Raw genomic sequence first — 16,961 nt, forward strand, 5'->3', positions numbered from 1 at the left:
CGCCGCTCACCCTGGGGCTGCTGCGCAGCCCATCGCGACACAAGGCCGCTCCTACAGGGGTCCGCGCCACCTCTTGATGTGTGGCGCAAGAATCCAGCTGTTGTGGGAGCCTCCCATGTTGAACACCCTTCTACCGATCCTGCTGTTCGCTGCCCTTGGCCTGGCAGTGCTCGGCGCCCTGCGCCGGGTGCGCATGTGGCGGCGTGGCCGGCCGTCCAAGGTCAACCTGATCGGCGGCCTGCTGGCCATGCCGCGCCGCTACCTGGTGGACCTGCACCATGTGGTCGAGCGCGACAAGTACATGTCCAAGACCCACGTGGCCACCGCTGGCGGCTTCGTGCTGTCGGCCGTGCTGGCGATCCTGGTGCACGGCTTCGGCCTGCAGAGCAAGATCCTCGGCTACGCGTTGCTGGTGGCTACTGTGATCATGTTCAGCGGCGCCATCTTCGTCTTCAAGCGCCGCCTCAACCCGCCTTCGCGCCTGTCCAAGGGCCCGTGGATGCGCCTGCCGAAGAGCCTGCTGGCGTTTGCCGTGAGCTTCTTCATCGCCACCTTGCCGGTCGCCGGCATCCTGCCGGCCAACACCGGTGGCTGGGTGATGGTGGGCATTCTCGGCCTGGGCGTGCTGTGGGGCGTGTCGGAGCTGTTCTTCGGCATGACCTGGGGCGGCCCGATGAAACACGCCTTCGCCGGTGCCCTGCACCTGGCCTGGCACCGCCGCGCCGAACGCTTCGGCGGCGGCCGTTCCACCGGCCTCAAGCCGCTGGACCTGGAAGACCCGAACGCGCCGCTGGGCGTGGAAAAGCCGGTGGACTTCACCTGGAACCAGCTGCTGGGCTTCGATGCCTGCGTGCAGTGCGGTAAATGCGAAGCCATGTGCCCGGCCTTTGCCGCCGGCCAGCCGCTGAACCCGAAAAAGCTCATCCAGGACATGGTCATCGGCCTGGCCGGTGGCACCGACGCGCAGTTCGCCGGCAGCCCATACCCGGGCAAACCGGTCGGTGAGCATGGCGGCCACCCGCACCAGCCGATCGTCAATGGCCTGGTCGACGCCGAAACGCTGTGGTCGTGCACCACCTGCCGTGCCTGCGTCGAGGAATGCCCGATGATGATCGAGCACGTCGATGCCATCGTCGACATGCGCCGTCACCTCACCCTGGAAAAAGGCGCCACCCCGAACAAGGGCGCCGAAGTGCTGGACAACCTGATCGCTACCGACAACCCAGGCGGCTTCGCCCCTGGCGGGCGCATGAACTGGGCCGCCGACCTCAACCTGCAACTGCTGTCGGAGGTGAAAACCACCGAGGTACTGTTCTGGGTCGGTGACGGCGCCTTCGACATGCGCAACCAGCGCACCCTGCGCTCGTTCGTCAAAGTGCTCAAGGCGTCGGGCGTGGACTTTGCCGTGCTCGGCCTGGAAGAGCGCGACAGTGGCGACGTGGCGCGCCGTCTGGGCGATGAAGCGACCTTCCAGCAACTGGCCAAACGCAATATCCAGACCCTGGCCAAGTACAAGTTCCAGCGCATCGTCACCTGCGACCCGCACAGCTTCCATGTGCTGAAGAACGAGTACGGCGCCCTGGGTGGCGACTATCAGGTGCAGCACCACAGCACCTACATCGCCGAACTGATCGCGGCCAACAAGCTCAACCTCGGCCAGCACAAGGGCGGCAGCGTCACCTACCACGACCCGTGCTACCTGGGCCGTTACAACGGTGAGTACGAAGCGCCGCGTGCCGTGCTCAAGGCCCTGGGTATCGAAGTGCGCGAGATGCAGCGCTCGGGCTTCCGTTCCCGTTGCTGCGGCGGTGGTGGCGGTGCGCCGATCACCGACATCCCTGGCAAGCAGCGTATCCCGGACATGCGCATGGACGACATCCGCGAGACCGAGGCCGAGCTGGTGGCCGTGGGTTGCCCACAGTGCACCGCCATGCTCGAAGGTGTCGTCGAACCGCGCCCGCAGATCAAGGACCTGGCCGAACTGGTGGCCGACGTGCTGATCGAAGAGGACGCACCCTCTGCCCCAAAGCCGCAAACGGCCAAACGTGAACCTGCGGAGGTGCACTGATGAGCGACATTATCCGCCGCGACCCACGCGCCGAGTGGATCGCCCGTAACCGTCTGCACCCGCTGCATGCAGCGATGCAGACGCAGCAGACCAGCTGGATGGGGCCCAACGGCCTCATCCGCAAGAACCCCCATGCGATTGCCGCAGGCTTCATCGGCCCGGCCGGCATCAAGCGCATCGACCGCAGCGGCGCCCAGCAGGGCACCGCCGTGGGCGGGCGACGCACGGCGGCGGCCGAGGTCAAGCTGCCGCTGCACCAGGTGCCGGCGCCGGCGTTCTACATCGCCGTGGTGCCGGACATGGTCGGTGGCCGCCTGAGCAGCCACGACCGCGACCTGCTCGGCCTGGCCCACAGCCTGGCCGGCAACGACGGTGCGGTGCTGGCAGTGGTGTTTGGCGAGCACAAGGAAAGCAACTTTTCCACAGCCGGGGTCGACCGCCTGCTGGTCATCGAAGGCGAGGCTTTCGAAGGTTATGCACCGGAGCAACTCGTTCAAGGCCTTCGGGCTGTGGATAACCAGTTCACCCCGCGCCATTGGCTGCTGCCCGACAGCCGCACCGGTGGTGGCGAACTGGGCCGGCGCCTGGGCGCGGCACTGGGCGAGCGCCCGGCGACGCGGGTATGGCAGGTCAAGGACGGCCAGTGCATCGGCCGTGCCGGTGCCGGCCAGCAAGACCTGCAGCGCGCCGTACCACGCTTGATCCTGGCGGCGGCCGAGTGCGCCGAGCCGGTCAGCGAAACCCGGCACGAAGCGCTGCCGGTGGAGTTGTCCACAAGCGTGGCGCGCAGCCTGTCGCGCATCGAAGACCTCGGCTCGGTGGCCGTGGACCCGGCCACCATTGCCATGGCCGAAGCCGAGTTCATCGTTTCGGGCGGCAACGGGGTCAAGGACTGGGACCTGTATCACAAGGCCACCGCGGCCCTTGGCGCCACCGAAGGCGCCTCGCGGGTGGCGGTGGACGACGGCTTCATGCCGCGTAACCGCCAGGTGGGTGCCACCGGTACCTGGGTTACCGCGCGGGTTTACGTGGCTGTGGGTATCTCGGGCGCGATCCAGCACCTGCAGGGCATCGGCGCCTGCGACAAGGTGGTGGCGATCAACATGGACCCGGGCTGCGACATGATCAAACGGGCCGACCTGTCGGTAATTGGCGACAGTTCGGCGATTCTCCAGGCACTGATCGAGGCTGTGGACAACTACCGCAGCGGCGGCCAGCGCGACGCGGCATAAGGGCACGAGCATGAGTACGAAAGTGATCAGCCTGGTTTCCATCGGTGCCCACCCCAGCTCCGGCCGCGCTCGCCGCGCCGAGCAGGATGCGCGCGCCGTGGAGCTGGGTTTGCAGCTGGCTGGGGATAACTTGCAGGTGGTGCATGCCGGCGACCCACGGGAAGAGGCGCTGCGCGCCTACCTGGGGATGGGGCTGGACCATCTGGATGTGCTGGAGCAGCCGGCCGGTGCCGACGTGCTGGGCGTGCTCGGGGATTACCTGCGCGATGCCGGGGCACAGCTGGTGCTGACCGGCAGCCAGGCCGAGACCGGCGAAGGGTCGGGCATGTTGCCGTTCCTGCTGGCCGAAAAGCTCGGCTGGCCGCTGATTGTGGGGTTGGCTGAAGTGGAGTCGATCGACAACGGCACCGCCCAGGTATTGCAGGCGCTGCCGCGTGGTCAGCGGCGTCGGCTGAAAGTGCGCCTGCCGCTGCTGGCGACTGTGGATAACGCAGCGCCCAAGCCGCGCCAGAGCGCTTTCGGGCCGGCGCGTCGGGGTGTACTGGCGGCGCGCAACGTGGCCATCGTCGAAGACGAACTGCTGGCCGAAGCCGAGCTGCAACCGGCCCGCCCACGGCCCAAGCGGCTGAAGGTGATCAAGGCCAAGAGCGGTGCCGACCGGATGAAGGCGGCGACGGCCAAGGCCAGTGGCGGCGGTGGCAAGGTGTTGAAAGACGTTTCTCCACGGGAAGGCGCCGAGGCCATCCTCAAGTTGCTGGTGGAAGAGGGCGTGTTGCGCTGAAACCTTACGCGGTCCCGGTGTAGGAGCGGCCTTGTGTCGCGATGGGCTGCGCAGCAACCCCGGCAATCTTGAGTCGTAGTCGAGATCCTGGGGCCGCACTGCGGCCCATCGCGACACAAGGCCGCTCCTACATTCAATACTCAGCACCGATCGAGCGCTTTTGCCCACCAAATCTGTTCGCCAAGGTGTGGATAAAGTGTTGGCGCATGGCTGCAGGCCTTATATTACGTGGCCTTCAAGATTTTGATCAAAAAACGTTCAGGCATTCTCCCAGCCTTTGCTGCGTGCGCATCAGCATCCTCCTAATTTTGCCCACAATCGCTGTTAGCCGGTCTGTGGATAATCTGTTCGGTATCTCGTGTAAGCCACGCAGTCAAAGGCCTTGAAAGATTTGATCAAAAAACGATCAATCCTGCCTGAATGCTGCTCGATCCTTGAAAATCCGGGCCTTGAGACGTTTATCCACAACCAGGTGGCAGAACATTCATCGGTTGCTCACAAACTCTGTTGGTGTCTCTGTGGACAAGGTGTATGAACTCTGCTGCAGCCCAGTGAACATGGGGTCCTGGCCCATATGATCAAATAGTGATCAGTAGCCTGCCTGACATTTTTGCCAGTACGCAAATTTCCAACCAGCCATTACCGTGTCTGCAACTCTTCATATTGTGGATAACTCATGGCAACACTTTTCGGGCCGCGTGCCTATTCGCCTTACGGCGCCATGAACGCAGCCCTCGCTCCTGGGCCGGCTTTTTGTGGGCAGTATCGGGATCCGTTGACTGGCAATTACCCGTTGGGAACCGGTCATCGCTTCTACAGCCCAACTCTGATGCGATTTCTGAGCCCTGATAGCCTCAGCCCATTTGGCCGCGGGGGCATCAATGTCTACGCATACTGTGGTGGTGAGCCAGTCAACCGGCACGATCCGACAGGCCGGTTTTTCGAAACGGCGGCCCTGACTTTACGAGGCTTGGGGATGGCATCGAATGCGCTGACCTTGGGGTACAACTTCCTGGGGCCTTCAGCTACCGATCGTTTTGGGCTTAACACTGCACGAACGAGTACATTCGGCTCATTCTTCAGCTTGGGAAGTGCTGCGGCACAATTCGCAGGCGTGGAGAGTGCAGTTTTCGGGACGAATGTCGGTACAGCGATAAGTCTGGCCGCAACCGCTGCACGCGCTATCAACGCTGCGGTCGGCCCTGGTAGCAGTCCCTTAAGGCAGGTAAAGAAGAACTTCGATTTACTGGCGGGGGGAATTCCGGCTGAGGTTGCTGCGGAAATCGCACTGGAAAGCGTGGAGACCCTACCTCAGCGTGGACTGCCGGTGCGGCAATCTGTAATCAACCGTCCTGCTTTGGAAGTCAACCGAGCAACTCCGATCGAGGGGGTTCAGGACTCATGGGCTTTTCAGAGCGATACGATGGGGGTTAGGCAACGACGGCATTCGAGGTGAATTGGAGGGGTCGTGTTTCAACCCCTCCACAGTTCAGTGCAATCGCTTACTGCGCCTGCACTTCCTTCAGATACGCCGCCGGCTCCGCCCCCAGGTTGTTCAGCAGCCGCTGGCTGTACCAGTCAATGAAGTTGACCACGCCAAACTCGTAGGTCTTCGAATACGGCCCTGGCTGGTAAGCGGTAGAGTTGATCCCACGCTGGTTCTCTTCCGCCAGGCGACGGTCCTGGTCGTTGGTGGCGTCCCACACCTTGCGCATGCGCTCCGGGTCGTAATCGACACCTTCCACGGCATCCTTGTGCACCAGCCACTTGGTGGTGACCATGGTTTCCTGGGCGCTGATCGGCCACACGGTGAACACGATCATGTGGTCGCCCATGCAGTGGTTCCACGAGTGCGGCAGGTGCAGGATGCGCATCGATCCCAGGTCCGGGTTCTTGATACGGCCCATCAGCTTCTGGCAGGCCTGCTTGCCGTCCATGGTCATCGACACGGTGCCCTTGAGCAGCGGCATGCGCACGATACGGTTACGCAGGCCATGGCTCTTGTGCAGGTACGGGATCTTCTCGGCTTCCCAGGCGGCAGCGGAGGCGGCCACGTGGTCCTTGAATTCCTGGCTGGCGCGTGGGTCGTTGGTGTCGTCCCATTCCAGCAGGGTTTGCAGCAGCTCCGGGTGCGAACCGTTGCAGTGGTAGCACTCGCGGTTGTTTTCCAGCACCAGCTTCCAGTTGGCCTTTTCCATCAAGGTGGTCTGTACCGCCACCTTGGTGTTTTCCATGTCGTACGGTTCCATGTAGTGGTCCAGGGTGGCCAGGAACTCGTCGATGGCAGGCGGGTTTTCCGCCAGGCTGATGAAGATGTAGCCGCCGGCGACCTTCACGTTCACAGGCTTCAGGCCATACTGGTTCATGTCGAAGTCGGCACCCATTTCGGTACCGGCGAACAGCAGGCGGCCGTCCAGTTCGTAGGTCCACTGGTGGTACGGGCAGACCAGCTTGGCCACCTTGCCCTTGTCGCTGACGCACAGGCGCGAACCGCGGTGGCGGCAGACGTTGTGGAAGGCGTGCACCTTACCTTCGGCGCCACGCACCACGATGATCGGGTTCTTGCCGATCTGCAGGGTGATGTAGTTGCCCTTGGCCGGGATCTCGCAGGTCATGCCAGCGATCAGCCACTCCTTGTGGAAGATCTCCTGCATGTCGATCTGGAACAGACGCTCGTCGGTGTAGAAAGGCTGGGGCAGCGAGTAGGTGCGCTCGCGGGTCTGCAGCATCTCGGCGGTGGCCTTGCGTGCAGGTTCCAGTGGATCGCCCAGGCTCAGGGTTGCGGTGACGTCCATCGTGTATTCCTCGGGGCCGTGTGCGGCCGGCAAAAGGTGGCTAATCGTTGTTGTGGTGCCGCAAGGCTGCTTATCAAGAAACAGCTGGTTGTTTTGCCGTGGAGTGTGCGTCCGAAGGCGTCATGAACCGTATCCATGGGCGACATGGCCGATTTGAATTACGACGCGCCAGCCCTTGCAGCGCGGGGCTGGTCGCGATAAGCACGCCGATGTCGCTGGCAGGAATGTACGTCGTCTTCAGCTTGCGCATTATCCAAGCCATAAAAAGGCCAATAGTCGGCTGCTGGAGATGAACATGTCCGATACCTTCCTCAATCCGGTCACTACCCAGACCTGGGCCAACGGCCGCCACATCGTGCGCTGCGTCAAGGTCATCCAGGAGACCTGGGACGTGCGCACGTTCTGCTTCATGGCCGATCAGCCGATCATGTTCTTCTTCAAGCCGGGGCAGTTCGTCACCCTGGAGCTGGAGATCGAAGGCAAGCCGGTGATGCGTTCCTACACCATCTCCAGTTCACCGTCGGTGCCCTACAGCTTCTCGATCACCGTCAAGCGTGTACCGGGCGGCCTGGTGTCCAACTTCCTCCACGACACCATGCACGAAGGCGCCGAGCTGCCGGTGCACGGCCCGGTGGGGCTGTTCAACGCCATCGACTTCCCGGCGCAGAAGGTGCTGTACCTCTCGGGCGGTGTCGGGATCACCCCGGTCATGTCGATGGCGCGCTGGTTCTACGACACCAACGGCAATGTCGACATGGTGTTCGTGCACAGCGCCCGTTCGCCGAAGGACATCATCTACCACCGCGAGCTGGAGCAGATGGCCTCGCGCATCCCCAATTTCAGCCTGCACATCATTTGTGAAAAGCATGGCCTGGGTGAGCCGTGGGCGGGTTATCGCGGTTACCTCAACCAGCGCCTGATGGAGCTGATCGCGCCGGACTACATGGACCGCGTGGTGTTCTGCTGCGGCCCGACGCCATACATGACTGCGGTCAAGCGCATGCTCGAAGCGGTCGGCTTCGACATGAAGAACTATCACGAGGAATCGTTCGGCGCGACGCCGCCCGAGGCCAAGGCCGATGCGGTGGAGCATGCCGAGCAGGCTGCCGACGCGCCGGAACTGGATGTGGCCGACCTCAACCTGGTGGAGTTCATCGGCAGCGAGAAGAGCATCCGCATCGCCCCGGGCGAGACCGTGCACGCGGCGGCTGCCAAGGTTGGCCTGATGATCCCGAAAGCCTGCGGCATGGGCATTTGCGGCACCTGCAAGGTGCTCAAGCTGGGCGGCGAAGTGGAGATGGAACACAACGGCGGCATTACCGAAGAGGACGAAGCCGAGGGCTACATCCTGTCGTGCTGCAGCGTGCCGAAAGGGGATGTGCGGATCGATTACTGATCTGAAATTGCAGGGGGCTGCTTTGCAGCCCATCGCGACACAAGGCCGCTCCTACAGGGGATCGCGTACTTCCTGTAGGAGCGGCCTTGTGTCGCGATGGGCCGCAAAGCGGCCCCAGGTTTTTCAAGTACGGAACCGCGCCACCAACCCATTTAGATCCACGGCCAACCGCGACAACTCCGCACTCGCCGCACTGGTCTGATGCGCCCCGGTAGCACTCTGCACCGACAGGTCATTGATGTTCACCAGGTTGCGATCCACTTCCCGCGCCACCTGCGCCTGCTCTTCCGCCGCGCTGGCAATCACCAGGTTACGCTCGTTGATCTGCGCCACCGCCCCAGCGATGGTGTCCAGCGCCATGCCTGCGCCACGGGCAATGTTCAGGGTGGATTCGGCACGCTCGGTGCTGGTGCGCATCGATTCCACCGCTTCTTCCGTACCGCCCTGAATACTGCCGATCATCCGCTCGATCTCGCTGGTCGACTGCTGGGTACGATGAGCCAGCGCCCGCACCTCATCAGCCACCACGGCAAAGCCACGGCCTGCCTCACCGGCACGTGCCGCCTCGATCGCGGCGTTCAGCGCCAGCAGGTTGGTCTGGTCGGCCAGGCCACGGATCACGTCCAGCACCTTGCCGATATCGCGCGACTGTTCGGCCAGGTGAGTGATCAGTTTGGCAGTGGCCTGCACATCGCCACTCATGCGCTCGATGGCACCCACGGTCTCCATCACCAGGTCACGTCCATCACCGGTAGAGCGGCTGGCTTCACTGGACGCTTCCGAGGTGCTCACGGCATTGCGCGCCACTTCTTCCACGGCGCTGGTCATTTCAGTTACCGCAGTGGCAGCCTGCTCGATCTCGTTGTTCTGCTGCTGCAGGCCACGGGCACTTTCGTCGGTGACGGCATTCAACTCTTCGGCCGCCGAGGCCAGCTGGGTGGCGGAGCCGGCGATCTGTTGCAGGGTATCGCGCAGCTTGTCCTGCATGCGGGCCATGGCACGCAGCAGGCGGGCGGCTTCGTCGGTGCCTTCGGCGCGGATGACGTGGGTCAGGTCTCCGTCGGCGACCTGTTCGGCGCTTTTGAGTGCTTCTTCGATCGGCTTGACGATACTGCGGGTCAGCAGCAAGGCGCAGACGAACGTCAGCACGGTGGCGGCGACCAGCAGGCCGATCACCAGGGCGAAGGCAGCGTCGTACTGGTTGGCGGCCTTCTCGTTGGTGGCGCGGGTCTGGTCCGTGTTGATGCGCACCAGGGTGTCCATGACCTTGTTGATCTGTTCGGAGTTGGCGAGCAGGTCGCGGTTGAGCAGGTCGCGCAGTTCGTCGACGCGGTCGGCCTGGCTCAGGCTGCGCATGCGCGACTCAAGTTGGCGGTACTGGTTGAGCAACTGGCCGTACTGGTCGAACGCAGCCTGTTCGTCGGCGGCGCCGATCAACGGCAGGTAGGCCTGGCGTGCACGGTCGATCTGGCTGTTGCGCTCGTCCAGCAGGCTCAGGGTCTCGCGCTGGGTCGCCGGCTCGCGGTTTAGCAGCAGGCGGTAGGAGAGGGTGCGCATGCGCAGGTTCAGGGCGGTGAGTTCGTCGAGGATCTTGATGCTGGGCACGCTGACCTGTTCGATGACGACGCCGGCCTGGCGGATGTTGCCCATCTGGATGAGGGAGAAGATGCCGAGGCCAAGCATCAGCAGGCCGATGAGCGCGAAGCCGAGCAGCGCGCGCAGGGCGATGTTCATATTACGTAGAGACATGGAGAGGATGATCCAGGCAAGGGAAAAAGGGTGCGCAAAGTGCGACAGAACATGACTTGCCGGGCTATCGGTTGTGACTGCTCAGTCTTGAGTGCCGTTGGCAAAAATTGTGAGGTTGCTAACCTTTTCCTGACCGGCGGTTGACCCATGTCGGAACAAGGGGGTGGTTCCTCTGTCAATCTGCGGGTTAGACACCTTGTGAATCCGATATTTAATGGCGATGGGCCGCACTTTTCTTTATCGTGTGCGCCCCTCGCAACAACCTGAGATAGACCCATGCTGGAAGCTTCCCTGAACCAAATCGAGCAACTGGTCAGCGACCTGATGCAGAAGAACGCTCAACTCACCGAGCAGAACACCGCCCTCGGCCAGGAACTGGCCCAGGCCAAGGAAGAGAACGAAACCCTGCAGCTGTCGCTGATGGAGCAGGAAGAGAAGAACGGCAGCACCGCCGCACGTCTGCAGGCCCTGCTCGAGCGCGCCAACGCCGGCGTCGTAGGCGCATGACACTGCGAGCGCAGCCGATCAATGTCGTGTCGATCCTCGGCAACGACTATTCGATCAAGGCGCCTGAAGGCCAGGAAGCGACCCTGGCCCAGGCGGTGCAGATGCTCAACACCGCCCTGGCCCAGACCAAGCGTCAGTACCCGACCCTGATCGGCGACAAGCTGCTGGTGCTGGCCGCGCTGAACCTGTGTTCGCGGCAGATCGAGCAGCAGGATGAGCACCGCAAGACGCTGGAGCGTACCCAGGCGCAGATCGACGCCACGGTGGACGCCATCGTGCGGACCATAGCCGAACAATAAGGCCTTGCATCGACCTCTGTGGGAGCGGGTTCACCTGCGAATGCGTCAGTGCATTCAGCATCGCATTCGCGGGTAAACCCGCTCCCACAGGGCATATGATTGCTTCAGATCACTGGATTAACTGGATACGCAAGTGTATACACTTTCCGCAAAACAATAATTATGCGGGGAGTAGGGCATGCGTATCTGGCGCAAGAGCATCCAGTGGCAGTTGATCACCAGCATGGGCGCCGCCCTGCTGGCGAGCATCCTGGTGGTGGTCATCATTTTCACGGTGGCGCTAAACCGCCTCACCGAACGCTACCTGGTCGATACTGCGCTGCCCGCCAGCATCGAGGCCATCCGCAACGACATCGAGCGCATGCTCGGCCAGCCGCTGGTGGCGGCGGCGGATATTGCCGGCAACACCCTGCTGCGCGACTGGCTTGCCGCCGGTGAAGACCCCGCCCAGGCCGCTCCATTCATCGAATACCTGACCGCCGCCAAGCAGCGCAACCAGGCCTTCACCACCTTGTTCGTCTCGACCGAAACCGGCCACTACTACAACGAGAATGGACTGGACCGCACCCTCAGCCGCAGCAACCCCAAGGACAAATGGTTCTACGGCTACATCGACAGCGGTGCCGAACGCCTGATCAACATCGACATCGACGGTGCCACCGGCGAGCTCGCGCTGTTCATCGACTATCGCGTGGAAAAGAACGGCCAACTGGTCGGTGTGGCTGGCATGGGCCTGCGCATGACCGAACTGTCGAAGCTGATTCATGACTTCAAATTTGGCGAGCACGGCAAGGTGTTCCTGGTGCGTAACGATGGCCTGATCCAGGTTCATCCGGACGCTGCCTTCAGCGGCAAACGCCAGCTCACCGAACAGCTCGGCGCGGATGCCGCCAAGGCGCTGATGACCGGCGGCGAAGTCCTGCGCAGCAGCCGCTTCAGCCGTGACGGCGAAAGCTACCTGGCGCTCGGCCTGCCCCTGCGCGACCTCAACTGGACCTTGGTGGCCGAGGTGCCCGAGGAGGAAATCTACGCGCAAATGCATCAGGCGGTATGGCTGACAAGTCTGATCGGTGGTGCCGTGGCCCTGGTGTCGCTGCTGCTGGTGGTGCTGCTGGCGCGTGGCCTGGTGCGGCCGATCCGCCGCGTCACAGCGGCGCTGGTGCAGATTGGCAGCGGCGCGGGTGACCTCAGCCACCGGCTGGACGATTCACGCCAGGACGAACTGGGCGACCTGGCGCGTGGCTTCAACCGCTTCCTCGACAGCCAGCGCCGGTTGATCGGCGAGGTATTGCACACTTCCGAGCGGCTGCACCTGGCGGTCGAGCAGGTGACACAGGTGGTGGACAACACCGCCGAGCGTTCCGGGCGCCAGCAGGAAATGACCGAAATGGTCGCTACCGCCGTGCACGAAATGGGTTTGACCGTGCAGGACATTGCCCGCAATGCCGGCGATGCGGCCCAGGCCTCGCAGTCGGCGAGGGACGAAGCCCTGCAGGCGCGTGAAGTGGTGCAACGCTCGATCCGTGGTATCGAGGGGATGTCGGGTGATATCGGCAAGGCGGCCGATGCAGTCAGCCAGCTGGCCGATGAAGTGGCCTCGATCGACGAAGTTCTGGCGGTTATTCGTAGCATTTCCGAGCAAACCAACCTGCTGGCGCTGAATGCCGCCATCGAAGCGGCCAGGGCAGGGGAGATGGGCCGTGGGTTTGCCGTGGTGGCCGATGAGGTGCGTACTTTGGCCCGGCGCACGCAGCTGTCCACCGACGAAGTGCAGCAGATGATCCAGCGCTTGAAGCAGGGCGCGGGTTCGGCGGTGAGTTCGATGCAGGCGGGGCAGCAGGCGACGGGTAGCGGGGTGGAGTCGAGCCAGCGCACCGGGGCGTCATTGGGGGCGATCACTGACCAGGTGGAGCACATCAGCGACATGAACCATCAGGTGGCTACTGCGACCGAAGAGCAGTCGGCGGTGACCGAGGAGATCAACCGTACAGTGCAGGGGATTTCCGACCTGGCGCGGGAGACTGCGGCAGAGGTGCAAGGGTGCCGTGAGGAATGCCAGGCGTTGCGTGGCTTGGCGGATGACCTGGCGCGGCAGATGGGTGGGTTCAGGCTTTAGATCAGTGTTGGCTTCTTCGCGGGCTTGCCCGCTCCCACAGGTACTGCACAGCTCTCGACGGCTGCGATATTCCTGTGGGAGCGGGCATGCCCGCGAATGCGGCCTGTCAGGCGCCGATGATGGCGCGGATATCCGCCGCCAGCTCGCGCACCCGCTCTTCCTCGGTATCCCACGAGCACATGAACCGCGCCCCGCCGCTACCAATGAAGGTATAGAACCGCCATCCCCTGCCGCGCAGTGCCTCGATCGCGTGTTCCGGCATCTGCAGGAACACCCCGTTGGCTTCAACCGGGAACATCAGCTCCACCCCCGGCAAGTCACTCACCAGCGAGGCGAGCAACTGTGCGCAGTGGTTGGCATGCGCGCCATGGCGCAGCCAGGCGCCATCTTCCAGCAGGCCCACCCAAGGCGCCGACAGGAAGCGCATCTTCGATGCCAGCTGCCCGGCCTGCTTGCAGCGGTAGTCGAAGTCCTCGGCCAGTTGGCGGTTGAAGAACAGGATCGCCTCACCCACTGCCATGCCGTTCTTGGTGCCGCCAAAGCACAGTACATCGACACCGGCCTTCCAGGTCAGCTCTGCCGGGCTGCAGCCCAGGAACGAGCAGGCATTGCTGAAACGTGCGCCGTCCATGTGCAGGTTCAGCCCCAGCTCCTTGCAGGTGGCGCTGATCGCCTTCAGCTCGTCGGGGCGATAGACGGTGCCCACCTCGGTGGCCTGGGTAATGGTCACCACCCGTGGCTTGGGGTAGTGGATGTCCTGGCGCTTCAGCGCCACTTCGCGGATCGACTGTGGTGTCAGCTTGCCGTTGACGCTGGGCGCGGTCAGCAGCTTGGAGCCGTTGGAGAAGAACTCCGGCGCACCGCACTCGTCGGTTTCGACGTGGGCGGTCTCGGAGCAGATCACGCTGTGGTAGCTCTGGCACAGCGAGGCCAGGGCCAGGGAGTTGGCGGCGGTGCCGTTGAAGGCGAAGAACACCTCGCAGTCGGTTTCGAACAGCTTGCGGAAGTATTCCGCGGCGCGTTCGGTCCACTGGTCGTCGCCATAGGCGCGGTCGTGGCCATGGTTGGCCTTTTCCATCGCTGCCCAGGCTTCGGGGCAGATGCCGGAATAGTTGTCGCTGGCGAATTGTTGGCTCTTATCTGTCATGACACTGTCCTGTGAACGACGCAGAACAGCACTCTAAACCATCGATTCAGCAGATGCCTATACAAGCTGTGCATGGGCTGATGGCTGTGTTGTCTGTGCCGGCCTCTTCGCGGGCACGCCCGCTCCCACAAGGACCGCGCAGGCCAGGAACCATGGGCCTGCGCAGATCCCTGTGGGAGCGGGCGTGCCCGCGAAGAAGCCAACACCGCAACGAATGTCGTAAACGCGCCATTGCAAGGCGTGCGCAGGCATCTGACCCGCCCCGGCCAGTCATAACATCGCCACAAAGGGCCACAGTGCCCCACGACAAAAAATGATCGCTGCCGGGAGATACACGATGTTCAGCAAGCAAGACCAGATCCAGGGTTACGACGATGCACTGCTGGCGGCGATGAATGCCGAAGAACAGCGCCAGGAAGACCACATCGAGCTGATCGCCTCGGAAAACTACACCTCCAAGCGCGTGATGCAGGCCCAAGGCAGCGGCCTGACCAACAAGTACGCCGAAGGCTACCCGGGCAAGCGCTACTACGGTGGCTGCGAGCACGTGGACAAGGTAGAAGCCCTGGCCATCGAGCGCGCCAAGCAGCTGTTCGGTGCCGACTACGCCAACGTCCAGCCGCACTCCGGCTCCTCGGCCAACGGTGCCGTCTACCTGGCCCTGCTGCAGGCTGGTGACACCATCCTCGGCATGAGCCTGGCCCACGGCGGCCACCTGACCCACGGCGCCAAGGTGTCGTCCTCGGGCAAGCTGTACAATGCTGTGCAATACGGCATCGACACCAACACCGGCCTGATCGACTACGACGAAGTCGAGCGCCTGGCTGTCGAGCACAAGCCGAAAATGATCGTTGCCGGCTTCTCGGCCTACTCCAAGACCCTCGACTTCCCGCGCTTCCGCGCCATCGCCGACAAGGTCGGTGCGCTGCTGTTCGTCGACATGGCCCACGTAGCCGGCCTGGTTGCCGCTGGCCTGTACCCGAACCCGATCCCGTTCGCCGATGTGGTTACCACCACCACCCACAAGACTCTGCGCGGCCCACGCGGCGGCCTGATCCTGGCCAAGTCGAACGAAGAGATCGAGAAAAAACTGAACGCCGCAGTGTTCCCTGGCGCCCAGGGCGGCCCGTTGATGCACGTTATCGCCGCCAAGGCCGTGTGCTTCAAGGAAGCGCTGGAGCCTGAATTCAAGGCCTACCAGCAACAAGTGATCGAAAACGCCCAGGCCATGGCCCAGGTGTTCATCGACCGCGGCTACGACGTGGTTTCCGGTGGCACCGACAACCACCTGTTCCTGGTCAGCCTGATCCGCCAGGGCCTCACCGGCAAAGATGCCGACGCCGCCCTGGGCCGCGCGCACATCACCGTCAACAAGAACGCCGTGCCGAATGACCCGCAGTCGCCATTCGTCACCTCGGGCCTGCGCATCGGCACCCCGGCCGTCACCACCCGCGGCTTCAAGGTCGCTCAGTGCGTGGCCCTGGCCGGCTGGATCTGCGACATCCTCGACAACCTCGGTGACGCAGACGTCGAAGCCGATGTGGCGAAGAACGTCGCGGCCCTGTGCGCAGATTTCCCTGTTTACCGCTGAGTGGAGTCACACACCATGCAACGTTACTCGGGCTTCGGCCTTTTCAAGCACTCCCTCAGCCACCACGAGAACTGGCAGCGCATGTGGCGCACGCCAACCCCTAAAAAGGTCTACGACGTGGTTATCGTCGGCGGTGGCGGCCATGGCCTGGCCACGGCCTACTACCTGGCCAAGGAACACGGCATCACCAACGTTGCCGTGATCGAGAAGGGTTACCTGGGCGGCGGCAACACCGCCCGTAACACCACCATCGTGCGTTCCAACTACCTGTGGGACGAGTCGGCGCACCTGTACGAGCACGCCATGAAGCTGTGGGAGGGCCTGTCCCAGGACCTCAACTACAACGTGATGTTCTCCCAGCGCGGCGTGTACAACCTGTGCCACACCCTGCAGGACATGCGTGACTCCGAGCGCCGGGTCAGCGCCAACCGCCTGAACGGCGTGGATGGCGAGCTGCTCAACACCGCCCAGGTCGCGGCCGAGATCCCGTACCTGGATTGCTCGAAGAACACCCGCTACCCGATCCTCGGTGCCACCGTGCAGCGCCGTGGCGGCGTGGCGCGTCACGACGCCGTGGCCTGGGGCTTCGCCCGTGCCGCCGACGCCCTGGGCGTGGACCTGATCCAGCAGACCGAAGTGATCGGCTTCCGCAAGGAAAACGGCGCGGTCATCGGTGTGGAAACCAACAAAGGCTTCATCGGCGCCAAGCGCGTCGGCGTGGTCACCGCCGGTAACTCCGGGCACATGGCCAAGCTGGCCGGCTTCCGCCTGCCGCTGGAATCGCACCCGCTGCAAGCACTGGTATCCGAGCCGATCAAGCCGATCATCGACAGCGTGATCATGTCCAACGCCGTGCACGGCTACATCAGCCAGTCCGACAAGGGCGACCTGGTGATCGGTGCCGGTATCGACGGCTGGGTCGGCTACGGCCAGCGCGGTTCGTACCCGGTGATCGAGCACACCCTGCAGGCCATCGTCGAGATGTTCCCCAACCTCTCGCGCGTGCGCATGAACCGCCAGTGGGGCGGCATCGTCGATACCTCGCCGGACGCTTGCCCGATCATCACCAAGACCCCGGTCAAGAACATGTTCTTCAACTGCGGTTGGGGTACTGGCGGCTTCAAGGCGACCCCGGGTTCGGGCAACGTCTTCGCCGCGAGCCTGGCCAAGGGCGAAATGCACCCACTGGCCGCGCCGTTCTCCATGGACCGTTTCTACAACGGCGCACTGATCGACGAACACGGCGCCGCCGCCGTCGCCCACTAACCGGAGACACCGTC

The 16,961-nt window shown here is 63.3% G+C and carries 13 protein-coding genes and 1 pseudogene; 11 read left to right on the plus strand and 3 right to left on the minus strand.

Annotation, left to right across the window (positions count from 1 at the left end; all coding sequences use genetic code 11):
• Positions 1–115 precede the first annotated feature (115 nt).
• The 4 genes from dgcB to C163_RS27605 all read left to right on the plus strand — a co-directional run bounded on the left by dgcB (position 116) and on the right by C163_RS27605 (position 5,537).
• Complete coding sequence (gene dgcB, locus C163_RS01515; RefSeq protein ID WP_025337384.1) at positions 116–2,068, plus strand: dimethylglycine demethylation protein DgcB; 1,953 nt, start codon at positions 116–118, stop codon at positions 2,066–2,068.
• Entirely contained in the window at positions 2,068–3,300 is a 1,233-nt protein-coding gene (locus tag C163_RS01520) for an electron transfer flavoprotein subunit alpha/FixB family protein (RefSeq protein WP_025337385.1), read from the plus strand. Before dgcB ends, C163_RS01520 begins: the two co-directional genes overlap by 1 nt.
• 10 nt (positions 3,301–3,310) lie before the next feature.
• Entirely contained in the window at positions 3,311–4,081 is a 771-nt protein-coding gene (locus tag C163_RS01525) for an electron transfer flavoprotein subunit beta (RefSeq protein ID WP_025337386.1), read from the plus strand.
• Between the two features lie 676 nt (positions 4,082–4,757).
• Positions 4,758–5,537 (plus strand): RHS repeat-associated core domain-containing protein, encoded by a 780-nt coding sequence (locus C163_RS27605; protein WP_081742216.1) that lies wholly within the window; start codon positions 4,758–4,760, stop codon positions 5,535–5,537.
• Positions 5,538–5,583: 46 nt separating this feature from the next.
• Here the strand turns inward: C163_RS27605 and gbcA are convergent, their stop codons facing one another.
• Positions 5,584–6,876, minus strand: coding sequence for a glycine-betaine demethylase subunit GbcA (gene gbcA / locus C163_RS01530; protein WP_025337387.1), 1,293 nt, complete (start codon positions 6,874–6,876; stop codon positions 5,584–5,586).
• 295 nt (positions 6,877–7,171) lie between these two features.
• Between gbcA and gbcB the strand changes: the two genes are divergently transcribed.
• Positions 7,172–8,272, plus strand: coding sequence for a glycine-betaine demethylase subunit GbcB (gbcB, locus tag C163_RS01535; RefSeq protein ID WP_025337388.1), 1,101 nt, complete (start codon positions 7,172–7,174; stop codon positions 8,270–8,272).
• Between the two features lie 123 nt (positions 8,273–8,395).
• On the opposite strand, the gene C163_RS01540 is transcribed toward gbcB, so the two are convergent.
• Positions 8,396–10,021, minus strand: a complete 1,626-nt coding sequence (locus C163_RS01540; protein ID WP_025337389.1) for a methyl-accepting chemotaxis protein — start codon at positions 10,019–10,021, stop codon at positions 8,396–8,398.
• Positions 10,022–10,297: 276 nt separating this feature from the next.
• Between C163_RS01540 and C163_RS01545 the strand changes: the two genes are divergently transcribed.
• From C163_RS01545 to C163_RS27615, 4 genes and pseudogenes are all read left to right on the plus strand, one after another.
• Positions 10,298–10,528, plus strand: coding sequence for a hypothetical protein (locus C163_RS01545; RefSeq protein ID WP_025337390.1), 231 nt, complete (start codon positions 10,298–10,300; stop codon positions 10,526–10,528).
• Positions 10,525–10,827, plus strand: coding sequence for a cell division protein ZapA (locus tag C163_RS01550; protein WP_025337391.1), 303 nt, complete (start codon positions 10,525–10,527; stop codon positions 10,825–10,827). Before C163_RS01545 ends, C163_RS01550 begins: the two co-directional genes overlap by 4 nt.
• Before the next feature lie 223 nt (positions 10,828–11,050).
• Positions 11,051–12,079: pseudogene (locus tag C163_RS27610) on the plus strand (cache domain-containing protein); the annotation flags it as partial.
• Positions 12,080–12,214: 135 nt separating this feature from the next.
• A complete protein-coding gene (locus C163_RS27615; protein ID WP_371257959.1) occupies positions 12,215–12,943 on the plus strand; it encodes a methyl-accepting chemotaxis protein in 729 nt (242 codons plus the stop codon).
• Between the two features lie 106 nt (positions 12,944–13,049).
• Here the strand turns inward: C163_RS27615 and C163_RS01560 are convergent, their stop codons facing one another.
• Positions 13,050–14,090, minus strand: a complete 1,041-nt coding sequence (locus tag C163_RS01560) for a low specificity L-threonine aldolase (protein ID WP_025337393.1) — start codon at positions 14,088–14,090, stop codon at positions 13,050–13,052.
• A 337-nt stretch (positions 14,091–14,427) separates the two neighbouring features.
• Between C163_RS01560 and C163_RS01565 the strand changes: the two genes are divergently transcribed.
• Together C163_RS01565 and C163_RS01570 are read left to right on the plus strand one after the other, a co-directional pair.
• The gene (locus C163_RS01565) at positions 14,428–15,681 is read left to right on the plus strand and encodes a serine hydroxymethyltransferase (RefSeq protein WP_025337394.1); all 1,254 of its coding nucleotides are present in this window, start codon (positions 14,428–14,430) and stop codon (positions 15,679–15,681) included.
• A gap of 15 nt (positions 15,682–15,696) precedes the next feature.
• Positions 15,697–16,947 (plus strand): sarcosine oxidase subunit beta family protein, encoded by a 1,251-nt coding sequence (locus C163_RS01570; protein WP_003255680.1) that lies wholly within the window; start codon positions 15,697–15,699, stop codon positions 16,945–16,947.
• Positions 16,948–16,961: the final 14 nt, after the last annotated feature.

The sequence above is a fragment of the Pseudomonas sp. FGI182 genome, assembly GCF_000511325.1.
Taxonomy (GTDB): domain Bacteria; phylum Pseudomonadota; class Gammaproteobacteria; order Pseudomonadales; family Pseudomonadaceae; genus Aquipseudomonas; species Aquipseudomonas putida_Z.